This is a genomic window from Brevibacillus brevis (genome assembly GCF_031583145.1).
Classification (GTDB): domain Bacteria; phylum Bacillota; class Bacilli; order Brevibacillales; family Brevibacillaceae; genus Brevibacillus; species Brevibacillus brevis_E.
The window spans coordinates 1,134,480-1,153,719 of the sequence record NZ_CP134050.1 but is presented as its reverse complement, the minus strand read 5'-3'; the positions used below and the strand labels follow the sequence as shown (position 1 = coordinate 1,153,719).

At 53.2% G+C, this 19,240-nt stretch carries 22 protein-coding genes and 1 riboswitch; of the genes, 4 read left to right on the top strand and 18 right to left on the bottom strand.

Features of this window, described 5'->3' with window-relative positions:
• Positions 1–66 precede the first annotated feature (66 nt).
• From RGB73_RS05885 to RGB73_RS05865, 5 genes are read right to left on the bottom strand one after another with little or no spacing between them, the layout of a single operon-like run.
• Positions 67–624: a glycerol-3-phosphate responsive antiterminator gene (locus RGB73_RS05885; RefSeq protein ID WP_310770015.1), complete on the bottom strand. Its 558-nt coding sequence runs from the start codon at positions 622–624 to the stop codon at positions 67–69.
• Between the two features lie 51 nt (positions 625–675).
• Positions 676–1,446, bottom strand: a complete 771-nt coding sequence (locus RGB73_RS05880) for an HAD-IIA family hydrolase (protein WP_310770013.1) — start codon at positions 1,444–1,446, stop codon at positions 676–678.
• Between the two features lie 33 nt (positions 1,447–1,479).
• Positions 1,480–3,189 carry an ABC transporter permease gene (locus RGB73_RS05875; RefSeq protein WP_310770010.1) on the bottom strand — a complete coding sequence of 570 codons (1,710 nt, stop codon included), beginning with the start codon at positions 3,187–3,189 and terminating at the stop codon, positions 1,480–1,482.
• Positions 3,186–4,316, bottom strand: coding sequence for an ABC transporter ATP-binding protein (locus RGB73_RS05870; protein WP_310770008.1), 1,131 nt, complete (start codon positions 4,314–4,316; stop codon positions 3,186–3,188). Before RGB73_RS05870 ends, RGB73_RS05875 begins: the two co-directional genes overlap by 4 nt.
• Before the next feature lie 15 nt (positions 4,317–4,331).
• Positions 4,332–5,402 (bottom strand): extracellular solute-binding protein, encoded by a 1,071-nt coding sequence (locus RGB73_RS05865; protein ID WP_310770006.1) that lies wholly within the window; start codon positions 5,400–5,402, stop codon positions 4,332–4,334.
• Between the two features lie 433 nt (positions 5,403–5,835).
• On the opposite strand from RGB73_RS05865, the gene RGB73_RS05860 reads away from it, so the two are divergent.
• Positions 5,836–6,849, top strand: coding sequence for an MBL fold metallo-hydrolase (locus tag RGB73_RS05860; protein ID WP_310770003.1), 1,014 nt, complete (start codon positions 5,836–5,838; stop codon positions 6,847–6,849).
• Positions 6,850–6,958: 109 nt separating this feature from the next.
• On the opposite strand, the gene RGB73_RS05855 is transcribed toward RGB73_RS05860, so the two are convergent.
• From RGB73_RS05855 to RGB73_RS05845, 3 genes are all read right to left on the bottom strand, one after another.
• On the bottom strand, positions 6,959–7,579 hold the full coding sequence (locus RGB73_RS05855) for a TetR family transcriptional regulator (protein ID WP_310770002.1): 621 nt from the start codon (positions 7,577–7,579) through the stop codon (positions 6,959–6,961).
• A 5-nt stretch (positions 7,580–7,584) separates the two neighbouring features.
• Complete coding sequence (locus tag RGB73_RS05850) at positions 7,585–8,298, bottom strand: YqeB family protein (protein WP_310770000.1); 714 nt, start codon at positions 8,296–8,298, stop codon at positions 7,585–7,587.
• Between the two features lie 423 nt (positions 8,299–8,721).
• On the bottom strand, positions 8,722–9,330 hold the full coding sequence (locus RGB73_RS05845; RefSeq protein WP_310769998.1) for a superoxide dismutase: 609 nt from the start codon (positions 9,328–9,330) through the stop codon (positions 8,722–8,724).
• Positions 9,331–9,523: 193 nt separating this feature from the next.
• On the opposite strand from RGB73_RS05845, the gene RGB73_RS05840 reads away from it, so the two are divergent.
• Positions 9,524–10,291 carry a TSUP family transporter gene (locus RGB73_RS05840; protein WP_310769996.1) on the top strand — a complete coding sequence of 256 codons (768 nt, stop codon included), beginning with the start codon at positions 9,524–9,526 and terminating at the stop codon, positions 10,289–10,291.
• 237 nt (positions 10,292–10,528) lie between these two features.
• On the opposite strand, the gene RGB73_RS05835 is transcribed toward RGB73_RS05840, so the two are convergent.
• From RGB73_RS05835 to RGB73_RS05825, 3 genes are all read right to left on the bottom strand, one after another.
• The gene (locus tag RGB73_RS05835) at positions 10,529–11,410 is read right to left on the bottom strand and encodes a class I SAM-dependent methyltransferase (protein ID WP_310769992.1); all 882 of its coding nucleotides are present in this window, start codon (positions 11,408–11,410) and stop codon (positions 10,529–10,531) included.
• 275 nt (positions 11,411–11,685) lie between these two features.
• Positions 11,686–11,871: a hypothetical protein gene (locus tag RGB73_RS05830; RefSeq protein ID WP_310769989.1), complete on the bottom strand. Its 186-nt coding sequence runs from the start codon at positions 11,869–11,871 to the stop codon at positions 11,686–11,688.
• Positions 11,872–11,889: 18 nt separating this feature from the next.
• Positions 11,890–12,132, bottom strand: a complete 243-nt coding sequence (locus tag RGB73_RS05825) for a YneF family protein (RefSeq protein WP_310769987.1) — start codon at positions 12,130–12,132, stop codon at positions 11,890–11,892.
• 152 nt (positions 12,133–12,284) lie between these two features.
• Between RGB73_RS05825 and RGB73_RS05820 the strand changes: the two genes are divergently transcribed.
• Positions 12,285–13,100, top strand: coding sequence for an N-acetylmuramoyl-L-alanine amidase family protein (locus tag RGB73_RS05820; RefSeq protein ID WP_310769985.1), 816 nt, complete (start codon positions 12,285–12,287; stop codon positions 13,098–13,100).
• Positions 13,101–13,116: 16 nt separating this feature from the next.
• Complete coding sequence (locus RGB73_RS05815) at positions 13,117–13,419, top strand: hypothetical protein (protein WP_310769984.1); 303 nt, start codon at positions 13,117–13,119, stop codon at positions 13,417–13,419.
• On the opposite strand, the gene prpE is transcribed toward RGB73_RS05815, so the two are convergent.
• From prpE to RGB73_RS05780, 7 genes are all read right to left on the bottom strand, one after another.
• Positions 13,404–14,225, bottom strand: a complete 822-nt coding sequence (gene prpE / locus RGB73_RS05810; RefSeq protein WP_310769982.1) for a bis(5'-nucleosyl)-tetraphosphatase PrpE — start codon at positions 14,223–14,225, stop codon at positions 13,404–13,406. The two genes, RGB73_RS05815 and prpE, sit on opposite strands and share 16 nt — an antisense overlap.
• Positions 14,226–14,323: 98 nt before the next feature.
• Positions 14,324–14,953: a response regulator gene (locus RGB73_RS05805; protein ID WP_310769980.1), complete on the bottom strand. Its 630-nt coding sequence runs from the start codon at positions 14,951–14,953 to the stop codon at positions 14,324–14,326.
• A gap of 7 nt (positions 14,954–14,960) precedes the next feature.
• Positions 14,961–16,109 (bottom strand): HAMP domain-containing sensor histidine kinase, encoded by a 1,149-nt coding sequence (locus tag RGB73_RS05800; RefSeq protein WP_310769978.1) that lies wholly within the window; start codon positions 16,107–16,109, stop codon positions 14,961–14,963.
• Between the two features lie 13 nt (positions 16,110–16,122).
• Entirely contained in the window at positions 16,123–16,941 is an 819-nt protein-coding gene (liaF, locus tag RGB73_RS05795) for a cell wall-active antibiotics response protein LiaF (protein WP_310769977.1), read from the bottom strand.
• 36 nt (positions 16,942–16,977) lie between these two features.
• A complete protein-coding gene (locus RGB73_RS05790) occupies positions 16,978–17,535 on the bottom strand; it encodes a class I SAM-dependent methyltransferase (protein ID WP_310769975.1) in 558 nt (185 codons plus the stop codon).
• Positions 17,536–17,627: 92 nt separating this feature from the next.
• Positions 17,628–18,323, bottom strand: a complete 696-nt coding sequence (locus RGB73_RS05785; RefSeq protein WP_310769973.1) for a PspA/IM30 family protein — start codon at positions 18,321–18,323, stop codon at positions 17,628–17,630.
• A 63-nt stretch (positions 18,324–18,386) separates the two neighbouring features.
• Positions 18,387–18,791, bottom strand: coding sequence for a LiaF transmembrane domain-containing protein (locus tag RGB73_RS05780; protein WP_310769971.1), 405 nt, complete (start codon positions 18,789–18,791; stop codon positions 18,387–18,389).
• A gap of 307 nt (positions 18,792–19,098) precedes the next feature.
• Positions 19,099–19,240, top strand: a riboswitch (cyclic di-AMP (ydaO/yuaA leader).

Sequence of the window (19,240 nt, the reverse complement as noted above, 5' to 3'; positions counted from 1 at the left end):
CGTCAAGCTGCGGCTTCTCCAAAGGGGGCTCTCCTGTTCTCTTCCCTTATGAAAATGCGATTGGCATTACAACCATAATTCAGTTGTACCGACGGAGACGGCGAGCGCTCCGGCGGCTAATGCGTCGTTGATCTCTTTTTTGGTGTCGATCAATCCGCCCGCTATAATCGGCAGCGGCGTCAGATTGGTCATCTCCTGGATGACCCGCGGCATCACCCCTGGCATGACCTCGACCGCATCGGGCAGCGATTGTTCGATCACTTTGATGCCTTTGATCACCGCGTTGCGATCGATCAGAAAGATGCGTTGAATCGCCATCAGGTTCATTTCTTTCGCGACCCGGATCAGATTGCTTCTCGTAGAGATAATCCCTGTCGGCGCAATGTTTTTGGCGACGTAAGCCACACCGCTCTTATCTGCCGCAATGCCCTCGATGAACTCCATGTGCAGAAATACGTGCTTGCCTGCAGCTTTCACGCGATCCACCAGTTCCTTGATGTTGAAAATGGAACCGGTGAGCAGGAAAATCATGTTGACCTCGCTCTGGATCGCAATCTCCAAATGCTGCTCATCCTGAACTGCGGCAATTGTCTGGCATTCAACCAGATCAACAATCGGGTACATTCCGTTAACCTCCATTGAACTGGAATCATTACCCTATTATACCATGCTGCTTTAGAGGTTCACGATTTCTTTAATACTATTCAAAATATAGCGTGGACTATGCTCGCTTGTTTCCGCCATCTCCCTCGTGCTGATCCCGGTCAAGACGAGGACCGAATTCATTCCTGTGTCGTTGCCCATTTTGATGTCGGTCTCCAGCCGATCGCCGACCATGTAGCACGCGGAATAATCCAGACCCAGGTGCTGGACGGCCGCCTCCGCCGCGATCGGGGAAGGCTTGCCGACCACCAGCTGGATCGGCTGGCCCGTCGCTCCCTCCAACGCCCCGATGAGAGCGCCCGTATCGGGAATCTGTCCGTCCTCGAGCGGGCAGGTGCGGTCCGGGTTGGACGCAATCACGGTGGCCCCGCGAATTGCCGCCTGATACAGGTCGTTGAGCCTGTCGTACGTGAAATGACGGTCCCACGACAGGACCACATACTGCACATCCAATGGATTGTCGCTCATGGCGATGCCGTGCTCGCGCAGCTCATCGCGGATCGGCTCTTCCCCGATCACCAGCACCTTGTCGCCTTCCTTGCACACCTTCTGCAAGTAACGCGCGACGATCAATGAAGAGTTCAGGACGTCGTCTTTGCTGGTGGGGATGCCCATCTTTGTCAGCTTATGCGCGTACGACTGACGGGTCGCGATTGGCTTGTTCGAGAGAAAGACGACTTTGTCACCCCGTTCACGCAAGGTTTGAATCGCTTCGACAGCTCCGTCGATCAACCGGTCGCCCAGGTAGACGGTGCCGTCCAGATCAAAAATGAATCCTTTCATGCCTGCACTCCTGCCTTCCTAAACTGTCATCCATCAATAGAGCTGGTCTTTCGTGATCTTCTTCGCCAGCGCCTGGAGAATGATGACGATCGCGATAATCAGGATCGCCATCGCGCACGCTGTATAATATTCACCGCGCAGCAGGTTTTGGAAAACCGCCAGGCTCATCGGCGCCCAATCGGTCGGGGCCAACAGAATCGAAATGCTGGTCTCCTTGATGACCGTGACGAAGACCAGAATGGCTCCCGCCGCGATCCCCGGCAGCATCAGCGGTCCAATGACGGTGAGCGCGGCGATCAGGGAAGAGGCTCCGAGGCTGACTGCCGCTTCCTCGATGTCTTTGCGGATCGCCATCATCGAGCTCATCGTCGAGCGGATCATGTACGGCATCCGCCGAATGGTATAGGCGATGATGAGCAAAAGGGCCGTACCTGTCAGATGGATCGGCGCTGTATTGAAGGTCTGGATCAGTGCGATCCCCAGCGCGATGCCGGGTACGATCAACGGGATGGACGAGACGAAGTCGAGTCCGCCCGAGCCTCTACGCACGACGAAATACGAAACGAAGGTCGAGATGACGACGCTCAGCACCAGCGTCCCGGCTGCCAGCAGCATGCTGTTCCAGATGTTTTTACCCGACGTGCTGAAAATCGTCTTGTAATGGTTCAACGTATAGCCGTCCGGCAGCGCGTGGTGTCCCCATGTGGTAGAGATCGAGGACAGAAAGATCGAAGCGAGCGCCAGGATCGGTACGAGCATGATCAAAAACGTGTAGATGGTCAGTCCCGTGATCGTCCCTTTGTGGTCGTTCAGCTTTTGCTTGGTCGGCTTTCCGGAAATGGTGCCGTACTCCCTGCCCTTGATCACCAGCCGCTGCAGCCAGAAGAAGAAGGCCGCGACGAGCAGCATGATCACGGTCAGCACCGCAGAACCGGCCCAGTTGAAAAATCCGGCGATTTCGCGGTACGACTCCACGACGATCAGATTCAGATCTTTCGGAGCCAAAATGATCGGCGTCCCGAAATCGGAAAAGCTGACGGTGAAGATCAGCAGCATGCTGGAGACGATACCCGGTACCGCCAGCGGCAGCGTCACGCGCAAAAACGTGTACCAGCTGCGCGCTCCCAGATTTTGCGAGGCTTCCTCCAGAGTGACATCGCAAATCTTGAACGCAGCCACCATCGGCCACAAGGCGTAGGGGAAGAAGAAAAACACTTGCACCAGGACGATTCCGAGCATGGACTGCACGTCGAAAATCACCCCTTCGCCCCCAAAGCTGTGGTAGAGTTGCGTCACCCAGCCGGTTTTCCCGAACATCAGGACAAAGGCATGGGAGGAGATGAAGGTCGGCATGATCAGCGGAATCGTGCACAGAGCCGCAAAAAAAGACTTGAAAGGCATCTTCGTCCGAGCGAAGGCATACGCGATCGGCAGCACCACCAGCGTAACCAGGACAGCTACCCCCGTCCCGAGCTTCAAGCTGTTGATCAACGCGGCAAAATAGCTGTTTCCTTCCTGAAAGATCGACGTGTACGCTTCAACCGACAGATTGGACAGCTTCTTGATCGTGGAAGCCAATATTTTCTGGCTGGTAAAGCTGCCGAAAATATTGACCGGCTGTCCCGTAAAGCTGACGAGCAAAATCGAAAAGAGCGGGACGAGCAGGAAGACAAAGAAAAAGAGATAAATGAGCCACTTGAGAACGGATAATCCATTGAGCTTGGAGGTGAACCGTTTCATCATAAAGCCACCACGCGATTCGGATCGATTTGCAGCTTCACCGCTGTTCCCGATGGCAAGATTGGACTGCCCGCTTCAAACACCGTATCAACCTCAAAGCTTAGCTCGCCCACCTTGACGTCGTATCGGATCGTCGGGCCCAAATAAGTGGATAGTTCAATCGTTCCATCCAGGGTGTTCTCCTCGCTTACTGCTTGATCTGCGGTAAACAGGCGAATGCTTTCCGGCCGGATGATGACCTCCACGTCTTTCTTGCTCGTCGGATACGTGGAGCGCAGCTGCCTGTTTTCGCCGATCTGGATCACCGTCTCTCCCGCTTCATTCACACCTTTGACGGTTCCATTCAAAATGTTGGAAGACCCTACGAAATCCGCTACGAACTTGTTGACCGGATTGCTGTACAAAGCCGTCGGCGTATCGACCTGCACCAGACGTCCGCCGTGCATGACGGCGACGCGGTCGGCCATGCTCATCGCTTCTTCCTGGTCGTGCGTCACGAAAATCGTCGTGATTCCCACTTTCTGCTGGATCTGGCGGATCGTGACGCGCATCACGTTGCGCAGCTTTTTATCCAGGTTGGACAGCGGCTCATCCATCAGCAGGACGGCCGGCTCCATCACGAGTGCGCGGGCCAGCGCCACGCGCTGCTGCTGGCCGCCGGACAGCTGTCCCGGCAGACGGTCCGCCATTTGCCCCAGTTCCACGAAATCGAGCGCGTCCCGGACTTTTTGTTCGATGCTGCGATCCACTTTGCCGAGCCTTCTGTTCAACAGGTGGGCCAGCGTGGACAGCTTGGCGCCGAAGCCGCCTTCGTAAAAGCGGCGGATATTCAGGCTGTACGCCACATTCTCAAACACGTTGAGATGCGGAAAGAGCGCGTAGCTTTGGAATACCATCCCGCAATTGCGCTGATTGGCCGGGATCTGGTTGACGTTTCGGTCTCCGATGTAGATGCTGCCCGATGTCGGCGTCTCGAAACCGGCGACGCAGCGCATCGTCGTCGTTTTCCCGCAACCGGATGGACCCAGGAGGGCGAAGAACTCGCCCTCCCGAATCTCCAGATTGACATCTTCCAAAGCGGTGTTTCCGTTAAATTGTTTGTGCAAATGCTCAATCTTCACCGATCCCACTGGAAGATCCCCCTCTTATTGGAATTTTTGGCGCCATTCGTTGCGTACGCGGTCGTAGTTTTTCACGACCCAGTCCACATCCATCTCCTGCGCATGCGGGATGACCTTTTCCAACGTCAGTGGCGTCTTGGACTGCACTTCTTTGGAGATCGGGATATGATACCAGTCAGCCAGGGTTTGCTGTCCTTCCTTGGAGAGCAGATAGTCGATAAAGGCTTTTCCGCCGTCCGGGTTTGGACCGTTTTCCACCAGCGATACCGGGTTTACGATAATCGGTGTCTTTTCCGGGACGATGAAGTCCACTTTTTCGCCCTTCGCCTTATTCTCGTAAGCCATGAAGTCAAAGCCGATGCCGATCAAGGCTTCTCCTTTTGCAACCGCTTTCGTAGGAGCGGAGCCCGAATCAGGCATGGCGCTCATCTGGTCCACCAGCTTTTTGAAATAGTCCCAACCTTGGTCTTCGCCCTTTGCCATCAGCTGGCTAAGCACCAGGAGAGTAGCTGTACCCGACGCGGCAGGGTTCGGCATTTGGATCTTGCCCTTCCATTTCGGATCGAGCAAATCATCCCACGTTTTCGGCAAATCTTCCGGCTTCACCAGATCGGTGTTGTAAACGAAGCCCAGTACGAACACCTCAGCGCCGATCCACTTCCAATCCTTGTCGCGCACCTTGATGCCGTCGCGCACTTCCGGCCAATCCTTGATCGACTCAGGCGTATAAGACGTGATGATGCCTTTGTCCTTCGCGGATTCGAACGGCAGGAAGCCGCCGCCGCCGTACCAGAGGTCCGCCATCGGGTTGTCTTTCTCTGCGATCATCCGGTTGACGAGCACGTTCGTTCCCGCGTATTGGACGTTTACAGAAGAGCCTGGGTTTTGTTTTTCGAAAGCCTGTCCCATCTCTTTGGTCATATCAGGTGTTTCCGGAGAGTAAAACGCGATAGAGCCCAGTTCCTTCTTTCCTCCGCTTTCCCCGCCGCTTGCATTGCCGGCAGAGCCCCCTTCGGAGGACGAGCAGCCCGCGAGCGCGACCGATGTGAGCAGCGCCGCCGTAGCGATTCCGTGAAGCCATTTGCCTTTTTTCATTTTTCAGACCCCTCTCTCTTTCTTTTCTCCTGCCAATCGACAAGCCCATGTGATCGCGGTAAAAAAAATAGGAAAAAACCCTTACACAGACATAAACACACTCCTCCCCCTTGAGGGATGTGTTTACGGGTAAGGGTTTTCTCCATGTTCTCCGCCTAACCGTATGTGAACTGTATGATTGTCGATTAACAAGTATTCTAAAGGGAATTATAGGGTTCTCAGACAATTTTGTCAATGAAAACACTTACATTTGTTGTCGAAATTTGATTTTGTATGGCGATCCTTGATTTGACGTGGGTGAAACACTTTTGTTTTTTGAAAATAAAAAATAAACAATCAATTTCTTTCGATTTATTGACCGGCACAAACCGTTCGTTGCATTATATACAAAACAAGGTTTTTTGATTAAAACAAATTGAGAGGGGTCGCCCACTTGAAAAGAAACAGCTTTGCTCGACTGCTCACTTTTCCGCTGTCCGTTGCCTGTCTTGCCGGATTCCTGTTTCTCCCTTCGCCCGTTTCGGCTACCAGTACCGCTTTTCCACAAGGACAAGCTCCCACGGCAGACGCTGCTGCCATCAAGGTGACGTTGCTGGGAACCGGCTCCCCCTTGCTCAGCATGGATCGTTTCGGACCGTCGACTCTGGTCGAGGTCGGCAAGGAACGGCTGCTGTTTGATGCCGGCAGAGGCGCTGCATTGCGGCTCAGTCAGATGTCGATCCTCCCCGGACAAATCGACAAGCTGTTTTTGACTCACCTGCACTCCGATCATACGACGGGCATCCCGGATGTGTGGTTGACCGGATCGCTTCCGACCGCGGGCAAAAGGGCTACTCCGTTCCAGGTATGGGGCCCGGCAGGCACTGCCGAAATGATGGCCAACCTGGAAAAGGCCTACCAGGAGGACATCCTCGTGCGCAAGGAAAACCAGAAGGAAAAGCTGGACGGGCTTACAGCTGTCGGCCATGACATCTCCCAAGGCGTCGTCTACGATAAAGACGGAGTGCAGGTGGTCGCCTTCCTCGTCGACCACGGACCCATGGAGCCCAGCTACGGGTACCGGATCAATTACCGCGGCCACTCCGTCGTGATTTCCGGCGATACGCGCTACAATGAAAACCTGATTCAGTACGCCAAAGGGACGGACCTTTTGATCCACGAAGTCGCGGCGGCAAAACCCGAGGACAAGTCCCCCGCCATCCAGAACATCTTGGCGATCCATACGACTCCCGAAGAAGCAGGGAAGGTATTCCAGCAAGTCAAGCCAAAGCTGGCCGTCTACACGCACATCGTCCTCCTCGACGGCTTGACCGACGCCGATGCCGAGCTGGCTGTCCGCACGAGCAAAACGTACGACGGAAAGCTCGTCGTCGGGGAAGATCTCATGTCCTTTACCGTCGGGGATCAAGTCGCCGTGACGGAACCCCGCTTTACTCTGGCTCCGTAAGCATCCCCTCTCCTGTACGGGAAAACGAAGAAGCTGCATCGGGAAAAGGACACTCCCCTTGCAGCTTCGTTCTTCTCCTTACAAGGAAGTGGGGACCGCCCGCCCCGCTTCAGTCCCTCGTAACCACGCGGTAGAACAGATTCACCAATTCGGAGCTGTAGGACTGCGGATCGATGGTACTATTCAGCTTCCGATTGAAGACATATTCGTCGATCGCTCCTCGAATTGCGCTGGCCAACACCCGAACATTGAACGCGCCAAACTCCTTTTTCTCCTGTCCAGCAAGCAAAATCTGTTGCAGCTCGCTCTCCAGAGGATTCTCTTCATCGTCGTCCAGCTTGTAATAAGGCACATTGTCAGCCGTCCGGGCATGAAATAAAATCTCGATCAGCGCAACATTGTACGTAGGCTTGTCGGCGTGATAACCGATACTGGCTTCGATGTAAGCTCGGAGCTTGTCGCGCGGAGTCACCATTGCTTGCGTGCGCTCCAAGACGTAGGAGGACATGTCGGATAGCAGCATCAATAAGGTGTAATCCATCAGATCCTTTTTGTCCCGGAAATGGTAAGAAATTAATGCGGTGCTGATTCCCGCCTTTTTGGCGATTTGGGCCATGCTTGCGTGAATATACCCGATCTCATCCAATGTCATGATGGCCGCTTCTACGATCTGTGAACGCCTGGCTTCGGAAATGAAGGATTTTTTTTCGTCTGTTTTTTTATGGGTCATGGCGATCAACCTCGATTTTCTTTACTTGGGTTTCTCCAATATTGAAACTTCCCTCTGTCTCGTACCATGATCCCAAGTTTGCCAGCTTCACGTTGGATCTCTCTAGCCGATTCTACGTCTTCCTTTTGCAATGCCTGTTCCCGAGCCCTCAGCAGGGCGTTTAAGGCTGGCGGCAAATCCGGCGTATCGTCCACCCACAGGCGGTATTCCGTCTCATACGGGTCCCCGGCGAACGACCATGGATAACGGTGCTTGACGAATGTATCTCCTATCTTGGCAGGTGTCGATTCATAAGGCTCGCGAGCTAACTCTTGACCCGCATTTCCAAGGAGGACCAGGTTCTTGCCATCGATAAACACCGCATCGATATCCGATCGGGAAAAACGTTGCACGGAACCCTTTATTTTTAATACCACTTTATCATCAGTAACTGTGATGAAAAGACTTTCTTTTATTACCAGATCAGAGAGCCACATCCCTGCAACCAAGCCTATAAAAGTCGTTACAATGGTAATCCACTTCCCGTGAACGGATGCGACTAGCTCCAAGGGCCCTTGAAAGGGGAACCAAGGCAATCCGGCAGCCCACTCTGCGATAGCAGGCAGGAAATACCCCAGAATAAGTCCGAGAACAGGTGGAATAACCAGCACAAATATGCGCTCAATCGTCGTGAACCCGATTACGGAGGGATGATTGTTGCTCGGTTGCGATTTGATCATCAGCTCTCTACTCCTTTTTCCTACGCAGCATCTTGTCTTTGATCAGGACTTACTTGCGGCTTCTCTTGTAGTCACGGCCAATAGTCCGATTGCCATCCGGACAAAGATTGCAATCCCGATCCGGATCGAAGAGTTTGATTGAACAAACAAATTTTTGATCGTTTAATCAAATTATGCCCTTTTATTCCAATATTGTAAATAGCTAAAATCGAAGTGCCCCTTCCGAGAATTAGAAAACCTGGCTACGCCATGCCTTTTGGCGGAGCCGCGGTACCCAAAGGGCACAAGTCTCGCTCTCTCACTGTGTTCGAAGTCTCGCTATGTTGCCCTTATACTGGATAGGAATTTTATTAATTCCTATCTGTATAAAAAAAAGGCTTGTCGCTCAAGTGGCGACAAGCCTTTTTTACCGATAAGCCGGAATTATTTCGCAGCAGCGAAACGCTTGCTTACTTCATCCCAGTTTACTACGTTCCAGAACGCGCCGATGTAGTCAGGGCGTTTGTTTTGGTATTTCAGGTAGTAAGCGTGCTCCCAAACGTCCAGACCCAGGATAGGCGTTTTGCCTTCCATGATTGGGCTGTCTTGGTTTGGAGTGGAAGTGATAGCCACTTTGCCGCCATCTGCTACCAGCCAAGCCCAACCGGAACCGAAACGGCCGGTTGCTGCTTTCGCGAATTCTGCTTTGAAGTTGTCAAAGCTGCCGAAAGCTGCGTTGATCGCGTCAGCCAGCTCGCCAGTTGGCGCGCCGCCGCCGTTCGGGCTGAGGATTTCCCAGAACAGGGTGTGGTTTGCATGTCCGCCGCCATTGTTGCGAACTGCAGTGCGGATGGATTCTGGCAAAGCGTCGAGGTTGCTGATCAGCTCTTCCACGCTTTTGCTTTGCAGGTCAGCGTGACCTTCCAGAGCAGCGTTCAGGTTGTTTACATAAGTAGCATGGTGACGACCGTGGTGAATCTCCATGGTTTGAGCGTCGATATGCGGTTCCAGAGCGTTGTGTGCATAAGGCAGTGCAGGAAGTTGATGTGCCATTGTTACATTCCTCCTTGGTTGTATGTATGGGTCAAGCTTCGCCTTTATTATAATGCAAGCAATCCACTTTTACAACAAATCGGTATGCAAAGTTTCGTAATCTATTATTTTCTATTCATAGATTTCCATCTTGCAAACGTGTCAGCCCGTGCTAGACTTGGAGTATTACAACAAGGGAAACTAGGTGATCAACGTGGACATGGATTTATCAACGATACTTTTCTTGGCCCTCTTCGGTTTTGTCGCCGCCTTTATCGACAGCACCGTGGGCGGCGGCGGACTGATTTCCCTGCCCGCTCTGCTCGGGCTTGGAATGCCGCCTTACCTCGCGCTGGGGACGAACAAGCTGGCCGGGACGATTTCATCCGCCAGCAGCTCGTTTACGTTTATCCGCAGCGGCAAGTTCGACAAGAAGCTGATGCTGATGCTTTTCCCCGTCTCGCTCATCGGGGCGTACTTCGGGGCGAAAACGGTGCTGTTCGTCCCGCAGGAGCTCCTGAAAGTGCTCGTGATCGTCATGATGGCTCTGATCTTCGTGTATACGCTCTTCAACAAGCGGTTCGGCGAAATGGCCAACTTCAAGGGCTACACCAAGTTCACCCTCGGGCTGGGCATTCCTTTGACATTCATCATCGGGTTTTATGACGGATTCTTCGGACCGGGCACCGGATCCTTCTTCGTTTTTTTGATGGTGCTGCTGTTCGGCTACGATTTCGTCATCGCGGCTGGAAACGGACGTATCCTCAATCTGGCGAGCAACATCGCGGCGCTCACGGTCTTTCTGTTCGAAGGCAAGGTCATTTTCGTGACCGGCCTGGTCATGGGTGTGGCCATGCTGCTCGGTGCGACCCTTGGAGCCCGCATGGCGATCAAAACCGGCGTGCGCTACGTCCGTCCTCTCTTTTTGATCGTCTCGATTACCCTCATCACCAAAATGGTGTACGAACTGATTTTTTCCTGATGGATTCTGGTAAACGAAACGAAAGCGGCTGTGCTGCGATAATAATGATTTAGACTGATGTTGTCAATCTCATGCATTTATTGAGGGGGGTATACCGGTAGCCTCCGTATCATTAGTTTTAGACGGATCCGATCAAAGAAAACAGCGGTAGATCTAGGAGCAGAAAATAAAGTCCTAGACTGCCGCTGTTGTTTCTGTCACCATTCAACTCTGCTTGTAGAAGGGCTTATTCTGTCGCTATTCGACCATGGCCAGCGCAAAATGCACCAGTTCCGATGCGTGATAGCCGTCCGTTCGCCCATTGAAATACCGATTTTGGATGTCAGCTGGACGTAAGTTTTCAATGAGGCGGATTCCTATCTTTGCAAGATCAGAAGCCAAGGTCGACGGGTCGAAGCCGGTTTTTATCGGCTCCCCTATCTTTTTCAATTCCTCCTGAATTTTTTGTGCACTTCGAGCAGCTGTAAGTGCTTCAAAGTAATCAAATATAATTAAGCTTCCTGTTGGGGCAATTTCGGTGATCGAACGAAGTGTTGCGAACACTTCATCTCGTGACAAGTACATTGTGACACCTAACCAGCTAAAAATACTTGCGGCTTTCGGATCGTACGAGACTCCATTGAATGCCTCTGCCAGACTTTCTTTTGAGAAATCGACCGGAACAAATTGCAAATTTGGCGGAGTTTCCCAACCCAACTCAGCCAGTCGATTACGTTTAAAGGTTTGTGTAGCCGGGTGGTCAACCTCAAATACACGAATTTTTTTCAAAAGTTCCGGGTGTCGAAAAGCAAATGTATCCATTCCTGCCCCGAGTATCACATACTGCTCCAGTCCCTGTTCAACAACCTTCTCAACGGTTTCTTCCGTAAACTTTGAACGGCTGACCACCTGGGGTAAACCCATTGATTGTAAAAAGAATCTCAAAGCAGCAGGTTGCTCGGAGCTGGATTGTTGCTTGAGAGCACTCGACAAGCCTTGTTCAATGAGCGTACGTCTTTCCTCTGGTATTAATTGATAGGCTAGAGTGTCATCAAAAATTTTGGGGCTATCATATGTGGCGTGATATCCGCGAATATAGGCAGTCATGATGGAAGTTAGGCTAACTTGGTTTTCTTTCATTTGAATGTCCTCCCTATTTGGAATAGACTCCACGTACTCCAAAAGGAAGTATATCAAATCAACAGCATTTTACAAATATTTAATTCTTAAATATATCATAAATAAAAATTTTTGTCAAGCTCATATTTCCTGGTTTCTACATTTTTACAACGGGCTTTCACGGAGTGGGACACTGTAATGGAATCGAAAACTTCATCACCTTCCCACTAGCGGTCGTTTTGCCCGAATTCTGATCCAGTAAAAAAAGCCTGGCATCCGCCAAGCTTCCCTTCCCCTTACTCTTCTTTGCCTTTTCTCTGCTTCAGCCGCAGAATGATGCCGTCGATCAGCAGGCCGATGCCCGCTCCGTAAAAAGGGGCTGCGAAACGGGTACCTTCCCCGAGAGGCAGCTCTTTCAAATACACGATAAACACGCCGAGAATGAAACCGATCATCGTGTAGCGCAGACGGGTCGGACCCATGCGACATCCCCCCGCCTTTTATTTTCCGAATTTATTTGGCATTTTGTTTGGCATTTTCATGTTTTTCATCGTGCGGCTCATTTGCTTCAGCTGTTTTTGGTTCAAATTCATGCCCATCGAACGAGCCATGGCTTGCAGCTGCTTTTCATCCATTTGCATGTTTTGCATTTGCTTCTTCAAATAATAAGTGCCTCCGGCAAAACCGCCTACCAGGCCGAGCAAAAGTGTAACGATCGGGATTACCCAGTTGTACCAAGCCATCAATACATTACCATCCTCTTTGCGTAATTACGAACCCTTTTATTGTACCATAGATGGGCGTTCTGTACATTGCCGCCCGGAGAAATTGATGCGTCCGCCCTCGGCATGTTTCCCTGTTTTCGCATATGCTGATGACAAGAGGTGATGACCATATGGCTCCAATCGTCATTTTGGACGCCGGGCACGGTGGCGTCGACCCAGGCGGAGGGAACAACGCGCAATTTACCGAGAAAAATATGACGTTGAACATGACCCTCTACCAATACCGCCGACTCCAGGAATTGCATATTCCGGTGGCGGTCACGAGATCGTCTGACGTGACGCTTCCCAGCGAAGAGCGGGCAGCGCTCGTCCGAAACAGCGGAGCGAAATATTGCATATGCAACCATATCAATGCGGGAGGCGGACGCGGCTCTGAAGTGATCTACTCCATCTACAGCCCCGCTGCGTTTCCCCGCCTGATCGCCGATGAGCTGGAGGCGGAAGGAATGCCGAACAGGCGGATCTTCACCCGGACGCTTCCGAACAATCCGCGCCAGGATTATTACTTCATGAACCGGGAGACCGGCAGCGTGGAGACGGTGATCATCGAATACGGCTTCGCCGACAATCCATTGGACGCGGATAAACTGGCCAAAGATTGGAAAAATCTCGCAGAGGCAGTCATCCGAGCCTTTTGCGAGTACGCCCAGCTGCCGTATCAGCCGCCGAAGCCAAGTACCCCGACTAACGGCGGTGGCGGCACCGGTGGAAATTCCGGGGATGGAGGAAGCACCAGTCCCGGGGGCTCAAGTCCGGACAACGGAGGTGACGCAGGCGTGCCTGACTGGAAACAGGAAGCAATCGACTGGATGTTCGAGCAGGGCTTGCTGACCAATGAAGACTGGCGCAGCCAGGGCGACAAGCCGCTCCCCTTGTGGGCGGAAGCCGTCATTCTGAAACGGTTGTACGAAAAGTTGAAACCTTGATAGGAGATGGCGCCACGTGGGATTCGATTTGGGCTTGATCATTGCGCTGGCCCTGGCGGCTACCGCGACCCTGTCCGACGTCCTGCGCATCCCGAAAAAGCTGCGCAGCTGGGTAGCAGTAGTCCTGATTGTCGGGTTGTACCTGGTCAATCAATGGCTGTACGCCCCCGGCTTCGACTGGAAGACAGCGTTGATGGGAGGGGTCACCGCGGGACTCGCCACCGTCGGCATCCACTCTTCGACCAAGAACACCATTGAACAGTGGACGGCAGCGAGGTCAGGAAACAAGAAAAAGCAGGATTCTCAGTCTGCCGTATAGCGCGTCAGCGGCGTTTCCGCCAGACCCGAGTAGTTCTTCTTCGCCGGCACACTCACCAATTCGTCCTCCGGGAAGCGGTAGGCAGTCAGCTTTCCGCCGAACACGCACCCCTGGTCGATATTGAGTGTGCCGTTTTCCCTTTGCGGTTCAGGACGAGGATCGTGCCCCCAGACGATCAGCGGGGCGCGTGCTTTTCGTTCCTTTGCCCACTCTCTGCGGATCGGCCGGCCATCCGGACCTGTGCCTGCCACATCTCCATAGCGGCAAAACGTGTGAACTGCCGGCGATTCCAAGCCGATGTAGTCATCCCTGATCCCCGCATGCACCGCGACAGCGACGAGCTTGTCGCTTCGCCTGATCATCATGTGGGACGGGGACGAAAAAAGCAGCCTGCGGCTTTGCTCTCGCAGCAAGGAAGCCTTTTTCGGCCCAAACTCTTGCTGATAGGCGCGAAATTCTTCCTCCACCTTTTCGTCGCCATGGGCCAGCGTCACAGGTCTGCCATCCAGCCAACGGGCGACCTTCCAGCCGTGGTTGCTGTCCACCATCTCGGCCAAGCCCGCAGACAGGTGATGAATAAAAAACTGCAGCATTTTGATAGAATAGGGGCCTCTGCTCGTAATATCTCCGAGGGAAAGGAGCTTTCTGCCCTGGGGATGGCGATACGTACCGTCCTGGCTTCGCTCATAGCCCAGCCGTATCAGCAGTTCGATAAATTCGTCGTAGCAGCCGTGAACATCGCCGACGATGTCCACGCCCTGGTCAGCGAAGAGCACTTTGGAGCGCGTTTGGAGTTTTTGCTTCACAGTCCGTCCCCTCCTTTCCAAATCTATTACTTACTATCTTTACCACATCTACAAAAAAAACTCACCCCCTTCCTGAGGAGGTGAGCCAAAACTGCCAGTCAACCCAGATTGTTTGTATGGACGTAGATAGCCGCTTGCGTCCGGTCTTCCACGTTTAGCTTTGCTAAAATGTTGCTCACATGGGTTTTGACCGTCTTGATCCCGATGATCAGCTCATCGGCGATCTCCTGGTTGGATTTCCCCTGTCCGATGAGCTTGAGCACTTCCAGCTCGCGGGGAGTGAGCTGGAAGTGCGGCTGGGCTTCTTGTCCGTGGCGGAAGCGCGCCATGATTTTCCCCGCCACGCGAGACTCCAGAACAGGCTCCCCTGCCGCGGCAGAGCGGATTGCCCGGGCAATTTCCGCAGCCCGCGACGTTTTCAGCAAGTAGCTGAAGGCTCCCGCTTCAATCACGGGATACACCTTTTCGTCGTCGATGAAGCTCGTCAGCACGATCACCTTGCTGGAAGGGCAAGCTTCGCGAATTCGTCTGGTGGCCTCGACTCCGCCAATTCCCTCCATGACCAGATCCATCAAAACGACGTCCGGACGCAGCTCGACGGTCAAACGCACGCCCTCTTCTCCGCTGCTCGCTTCCGCTACGACCTCGATGTCATCCTCAGTGGACAAATACGCGGCCAGCCCCATTCGCACCATCTCGTGATCATCTACCAGCAATACCCGAATCACGAATTTCTCACCCTTCCCGTTCTGACTGTGACACCAGGGGGATCCGCACCTCGATTTGCGTCCCCTTTCCTATCGCTGAATAAATCTCCATGGATCCACCCACTTCCGTCACCCGCTCCTGCATGCTGCGCAGACCGTAAGACGTCAGCTTTTCCCCGTCGGGATCGAATCCGACTCCGTCGTCCGTCACGCGCAGCCGCACTTGATCCTGCAAGGTAAAGAGCTTGACGGCGATCTGGCTCGCCCTCGCATGCCGGAGCGTATTGGAGAGGGATTCCTGCAGGATGCGGAACAAGTGGTCCTCGATGCCGCTGGGCAAACCTTCGACGGCCTCGATCTCCCACGTGATTTCCATGTCGTTTTTGCGGGTCAGCTCATCCAGCAGCTCGATGATCGCTTCCTTCAAAGACTTGTTCTGCAGGGTGGCGGGACGAAGGTGCAGGAGCAGCGCGCGCATTTCCGCCTGGGCCGCCGCCGCCATCTCCTCGACCAGCTCGATCTGCTGGGCTGCCCGCTGCGGGTTCTTTTCGATCAGCCGCTTCAGCGCTGCGGTGGTCATTGCGATCGCGAACAGCTGCTGGCTGACCGCGTCATGCAGCTCCCTCGCCAGCCGCTGCCGCTCTTCCGTCACGGCTGCCTGCCTGAGCTGATCTGCCAGAGCCGCATTGTGGTTGGACAAGCGCTGCAACGAGGCAACCTGCTCCTCCCACTGGGACGCCAGACGGTTCAGCTGCCAGCCCAGCTCGCCGATCTCATCCACTCCCAATTCGGGTACGCGGTAGGAAAGCATGCCTCTGCCCAGCTTCATCGCCGCTTCCCACAGGACGCTGACCCTCTTTTTCAGCAGATTGCCGTAGATATAGGAGGCGATCAAACCGACCAACGCTCCGACAGGCAGTGAGACAGCGGCTGCCGCCAATTGGATGACCCAGTCCGGCTCCTCGGGCAGTCGGATGCCCAAATAGCCTGCGAGCCAGAGACTCACTTGCGAATCTTGGATCAGCGCCGAATACCAGCGATGCAGACTCGGATCGTCTTTCCACAAATAATGGAGCCAAAAAAAGCAGACAAACACGACAGTGACCGCCGCGACGGACAATCCCATGCCGTAGCGGACACTTTGCCATTGAATACTCGCTAATCGCTGTCGACGCATTCGCCAGTACCTCCTAGATGTACTTGACTTTGATATCGCCGACAAGCAGCGAGATATGCAAACTCACTTTATGCAGCGCCTGGTCGTAGTGATCCGAGCGAATCATGATGCTGCGGTTGATACCGCCCTGGCGATTCCCAAGCACTTCCAGGTCCCCCACGGAAAGCTCCGCCGACACCGAAACGGGCAAGTCGACAGGAACGTAGATGGTCACGTCGCCGATCCAGCCTTCCACGCTGAGCTGCGCTTCCTCCTGCATCAGCATCGCCCGCGACAAGTCGATCACGACGTCGCCAATTCCGTGCCAGACGTACATCTGATTCAGCTCGAACCGACCGGAAGTCAAATGAAAGTCTCCAATCAACGAACTGCGGGAATCTTTTGGTAACGTCTTGCCATCGCGGCGGATCGGGCCTTCTTTCGGCGCCTCGCTTACGAAAGCGTGGGCTTCTGAAGCTTCCCTCTCGGCCTCGTCGTTCTCGAATCTGCCAACACGCGGCTGCTTCTCACGTGGCTGCTTCTCAAGCGGCTTTCCCCGGATCAATCGGAAACCGAAGTAGACGAACAAAGCGGGTACAGCGAGCTTGAACAAGTCATCGATGCCAATGCCAAGCCACATATCCAGCGCGATGATGATTCCCAAACAAAACAAAATGCCGCCGCCGATTCGTTTATTCTGGCTCCAGAGGCGAAGGCCAAAGTAGACCAGCAGCATCGGCCAGAGGCTGAACAGACCAAACGATATGATACCTAAACTGTCTAAAAAGAGACCAATACCCGTCAAAATGATCAGGACACCAGCCAACATTTTGTGCACGCGGGACAGCTTCACGAAAGTCTCCTCTCTTACGCCCCATGCCGATTGATTTCACTTCTGTCCGTTACGACATGTATAAATGAATGCAGGCGGGATGTTCAACAGGGTAAAATCGGTTTCCACCCAGCAAAATCTCTCCTGCAGCTCAGCTTGGAGTTGTAGCGAATATTGGAATGTAATGAATAGCCCGCCGGGAGCCAGCACAGACTGCACTTCATCGAGAATGGCTGCCCGCAGCTCTTCGGGGAAGTTGGCAAACGGCAGACCCGAAACGATCACGTCCGCCTTGCCAAGTTTCAATTCCTCCAAGTAGAGACTCAACATGGTCGCTTCTTCCCGGATGGTCACATCGGGAAAACGGGAATGCAGCATGGATCGAAATTGGGCATCGCGTTCCACGAGTACATACTGGGTATCGTGACGTATGTTTTGATAGATGGATTGGGTGAAAGCACCCGTTCCCGGTCCCAGCTCCATGATCACATCGGTCGAGCCCCAATTGATCCGACTCAACATGCGCTCACATAAAAAACGCGAGCTGGGGGTGATACTGCCGACGCGGCCAGGCTCAGCGATAAACCTTCGCAAAAAGACCAAGAAATCTATCAAGTATAGAACCTCCTAGGGGAAAAGCAGCCTGTCATCCAGGCTGCCTGATTGCCACAATCTATTCTACATGCGGTGCTCCAGTTCCTGTCCTATCAAGAATGATTCTCTGGAGACGCCGATGTTTTTTTGTCCTGCATTGCCGCTTTGATACTGGCGAGTTCGGCATCCAAGTCATCTTTTTCCAGGCCGGAAAGTGCGTTGTCCAATCCGAAAGCCGTCTGTTTCCATTGGCCGCTGATTTGTGCCTCCGCTTCCATGCGCATCACTTTTTCTTCCATGCGGGCAAAGCCTTTGCCGGCGGTCTGATTGCCCATCCCGACTACGGCTTGGTTTACTTGTTTTTGTGTACGAGCTACTTGAGCTCGTGCCATCAAAGTAAACTTTTTCGCCCGCATCTTATAAAATTCCTCTTTTAACTCCGCCAGTTTTTCACGCATTTGGGCGGCGGCATCTGCGGCAGTCAAGTAGAGCGTCTCGTATTCCTGTGCCCGCGCCTCATACTGCTTCTTGTCGGCCAGCGCCCGGCGAGCCAGTTCGTCTTCTCCTTCCGTCAGAGCCAGCTTCACCTGGCGATCCCGCTTTTCAATCAGACTTTGGGCTTCCTCCCATTGCTGGCGGAATTTCTTTTCCAACGCCACCTGACGGGCGACTGCTACCTCTACCTGGCCAATTTCCACTTCCATGTCACGCATGTATTGATTCAGCATAACCACCGGATCTTCCATCGAATCCAGCGCATCATTCACCGAAGCTACTGTCAAGTCACGCAAACGTCTAAAGATACTCATTTCTCATTTCCTCCTCATCATATCACATCGTATAGGTTGTTCCAAAAACTGCGGTTTTCATCGTTACGGCTGATTTCTCGTTGCGTTTTTCTCCCAGCGATCCAACACGTCTTCTTTCAAAACACTTTTTGCCCACTGTCTTTCCCATTCGGGAGGTCCTTCCTTGGGGGTCGGAGCTGGCCGGATCAAGCGGTAGCCTAGGTAGATCACCCCGATGGCCAGGATGCTGTGAAACAGCAGATGCAGCTTGCCAAACAGCATCAGGAGACCAAAGAGGAAGACCAGCACTCCCCAAAATCGGGATCCTCCATGCCCAAGTACTTTTCTCGCTCCGTAGAGCATGATCACGCCGGGAACCAGCAGCCCTAAAATATCTCCGCTGTCAATTCCCAGTTGATCCAGCAGGACCAACCCGCCGATCAGCAGCAGAACCAGCCCGAGCAGAAACTTTCCAGACCGTTCGCTCATTCCTTGCTTCCCTCCATTCACCATCAGTTGGTGCAGGTGTGAACCTTATGGCCTTATTGTATCCCCATGCGCCGTTCGCCCATAACGGGCGAGCGGTTGGTTTTTGTCTCCGTCCTTGGACGGATGCCGCTTCCTGCCCTAATCGGACAAGTCATTTTCCCTCTCCCTTGTCAGACGAAGTCCTGCATTGTCGAGCCATTTCGTTACAAGATCAGACAAAATATTGTGACAAAAACGTGAACAAACGATAAAAAAAAAGGAAAATCAGGACTAGGGTTGAATTCCTATCGGAGTGCGTGTAAAAAAACATCGAAAATAGCCGAGTTCCGCTTGGCGGAAACGGGGGAACCATGTTTTTCTGGGGTGAATGGTTGCGATTCTTGGCAGCCTAGGGAGTCCTTTCGACCGAACCCTTCAGCTAACCTCGTAGGCTTCTGAAAGGAGCAGTT